This window comes from Chamaesiphon polymorphus CCALA 037, from assembly GCF_003003845.1.
Taxonomy (GTDB): Bacteria; Cyanobacteriota; Cyanobacteriia; order Cyanobacteriales; family Chamaesiphonaceae; genus Chamaesiphon; species Chamaesiphon polymorphus.
In genome coordinates, this window is sequence record NZ_PVWO01000648.1 from 1 (window position 1) to 2,712 (window position 2,712).

4 protein-coding genes are annotated in these 2,712 nt (G+C 40.2%); 3 read left to right on the top strand and 1 reads right to left on the bottom strand.

Annotated features, from left to right (window positions below):
* Positions 1-177 precede the first annotated feature (177 nt).
* The 3 genes from C7B77_RS27735 to C7B77_RS27745 all read left to right on the top strand — a co-directional run bounded on the left by C7B77_RS27735 (position 178) and on the right by C7B77_RS27745 (position 2,387).
* Positions 178-657: a GNAT family N-acetyltransferase gene (locus C7B77_RS27735; protein ID WP_106312668.1), complete on the top strand. Its 480-nt coding sequence runs from the start codon at positions 178-180 to the stop codon at positions 655-657.
* A gap of 165 nt (positions 658-822) precedes the next feature.
* Positions 823-1,122 (top strand): hypothetical protein, encoded by a 300-nt coding sequence (locus C7B77_RS27740; RefSeq protein ID WP_015159992.1) that lies wholly within the window; start codon positions 823-825, stop codon positions 1,120-1,122.
* Between the two features lie 59 nt (positions 1,123-1,181).
* Positions 1,182-2,387, top strand: a complete 1,206-nt coding sequence (locus tag C7B77_RS27745) for a leucine-rich repeat domain-containing protein (RefSeq protein WP_106312672.1) — start codon at positions 1,182-1,184, stop codon at positions 2,385-2,387.
* Between the two features lie 2 nt (positions 2,388-2,389).
* Here the strand turns inward: C7B77_RS27745 and C7B77_RS27750 are convergent, their stop codons facing one another.
* Positions 2,390-2,596, bottom strand: coding sequence for a glycosyl hydrolase-related protein (locus C7B77_RS27750; protein ID WP_245894486.1), 207 nt, complete (start codon positions 2,594-2,596; stop codon positions 2,390-2,392).
* Between the last annotated feature and the right edge of the window lie 116 nt (positions 2,597-2,712).

Below are 2,712 nucleotides of genomic sequence, written 5' to 3' on the forward strand. Positions count from 1 at the left end.
CTGTACGATAAAGCCTTCGATCTATGGCTGGAAACTGGTCATTATGCCAGTAGACCACCAGGTGAGGTTCATGGGCCATTTACTACAGATATCGGTTGTATCGTGTTAGAAATCTCTTTTCCAAACCGGGCGACATCACCAGTTTAGCTACTTTTCTCGATCGCTAATTATCGATAGATGCAAGTTCGATCTGCCACTCCCAATGATGTCGCGCTGATTCTGTCATTCATTCAAAAGAAATCAGAATTCGACCGAAACATCGGTGCCTTTTCTGGCATTTTACAAGTATCTGAAACTAAAATTCACCAAACACTTTTTGGATTAATTCCCTTTGCTTACGTCTTGTTTGCAGAGTTGTCAGATCGTCCGATTGGCTTTGCATTATATCAATTCCGGTACTCATCATTTGCAGGTCAGCCCAGCATTTGGCTTGACGATTTATTCATAGACGATCGAATGAGAAGTCGAGGTGCAGGCGCGGCATTAATGGCTCAATTAGCGCGTATTGCCGCCGAAAATAACTGTACCCATCTGGCTTGGACGGCGGATGCTAGAAATACCCGTGGGCTGAAATTTTACGATCGATTGGGTGCAGAAATTATCGAGCAGCATGGCAATCGCTGTTTTTTGAGATGGGTGCCAAACTCGCCGACATAATAATTTAGCTCTTGAGATCTAATTCTTTTAACTACTTAGATAAAGTATGGCATTCATCCCGATCGATAAATCTATTTAGCGGCACTCGATCGATACAATCTACTGTCATGTTATCGATCGAATTGGGTAAGATAAATACAGCACGTAATTAGAGGTTGAAAATCTATGAATCCCATTCTCAGACAAGGCGACGTCCTCATCATTCCCAGCGACACATCCGCCACAGGTACCAAACTTCCGCACCTGACGCTCGCCGAAGGCGAAGTTACCGGACACCGCCACCGCATTAGCAATGGTGAAGCCGAATTATTCGAGCGCGATGGCGTATTGTACCTCAAAGTTTTATCCCCGACTGCCGTTCTCACCCACGAGGAACATGCAGAGGTAACTATCCCCCAAGGCGATTGGGAAATCCGCATCCAACGCGAATACTCGCCCGAAGGTTGGCGATATGTAGCTGATTAAATACGCTGGGGGTATCTACTTGTAGATACCCCAATTTTTTGTCATCTTGAAAATTTAATATGGAACAGGCAGAATTAGAACAGATAATTGAGAAAGCTAGTATCGATCGAGCAACTAAATTATCTTTGATTAACAATAATTTGAATAGCCTGCCAACTAGCATTGGCCGCCTTGCCAATTTAACGCAGCTATTTTTAAGTAACAATCAAATAACTAATTTACCAAGTAGCATCGGCAATCTTCTGAATCTGCAACAACTATATTTAAGCAACAATAGTTTAACTAGTCTACCACTGGAGTTTGAAAATCTCCGCAATTCACTAATTTATTTAGGTTTAAAAAACAATCAATTAAATAAGCTGCCATTTAATATTGAATCATTTAGTAATTTAATCGGCCTATATCTAGAAGGTAATCAGTTACTCGACATGCCTAGTAATATATGCAGTCTCTCTAGATTGGCCTATCTAAATTTGAGTGAAAATCAAATCGCTAGAATACCAGAAAATATTAATGATTTGTCAGAATTGAAAACATTAAATTTAGCTAGAAATCAGATAAATACCCTACCTAGAAATATTGGAAGCTTGGCTAGCTTAACATACCTAAATATTGGAGCTAACCAATTAACTTGTTTGCCAAGTAGTATCGTTAATCTTGTTAACCTGAACACACTATGTCTAAATGAAAATCAACTAACTAGATTGCCAGAGGATATTGGTAATCTCTCTAAATTAACAACTCTAAATTTAGATGAAAATCAACTAACTATGCTGCCAGATAGCCTAGCAAGGCTGAGTCATCTAACAAATTTATCTATAGACCAAAACCCATTAACAGATTTGTCGATCTTACAAGACTTACCTAAATTAGAAACAATCATATTTTTGGGAGTGGATCTACCCTGTAGATATTGGATTAAGTTTAGTGATTGGAGAGCTGAATGGCTTTTAGATGAAGATAATGCTGAAATTAGACGTGTTTTAATCCAACAGGTAGGATACGAGAAAATTTGCGAAGAATTAAATACCGACAAGCTCGATGTTTGGCGGGAATATACGCTGCTCAAAATCGATGGTGTAGAAGCAGTATATGAAGATGACGAACCGATCGATAGAGAGCCGATGGTATTGCTCAAGATGACTTGTCCATCGACTGGGCACATTCATATTCTGCGCGTTCCACCAGAGATGACAAGTGCAGAGGAGGCGATTATGTGGGTAAATCATGGCATTCATCCCGACAAGTTTGCAGTCCAGACTTAAAATTAAGTCGAAACCCCAAAACTCTTAATTTGCCAAGGTTTAACGATAGTATCTGCCGGATCTAAGAGTGGTTCTTCGAGGATATTTATGACTCGATCGATCCCTAAATCCAGATCGCCAGTCAACTCAATTTCCCCTTCAACTCCATGACTTTCATAACACCGCAATACCCACGATCGATTTAGAGCTTCTGAAGGTTTGAATGCCATTAAAACCAAATTTTCTGCATCTAAATCTAGAAAACTATTATTAGTTATTAACGCTCTCCCAGTCCCCTCGTCTCCCCCTCTCCCCCTCTCCTAGTCAAGATTCGTCTCCTCATAAA

Coding starts and splice junctions, on each gene's coding strand:
- C7B77_RS27735 (WP_106312668.1), top strand. CDS start 178: ATGCAAGTTCGATCTGCCACTCCCAATGATGTCGCGCTGATTCTGTCA.
- C7B77_RS27740 (WP_015159992.1), top strand. CDS start 823: ATGAATCCCATTCTCAGACAAGGCGACGTCCTCATCATTCCCAGCGAC.
- C7B77_RS27745 (WP_106312672.1), top strand. CDS start 1,182: ATGGAACAGGCAGAATTAGAACAGATAATTGAGAAAGCTAGTATCGAT.
- C7B77_RS27750 (WP_245894486.1), bottom strand. CDS start 2,596: ATGGCATTCAAACCTTCAGAAGCTCTAAATCGATCGTGGGTATTGCGG.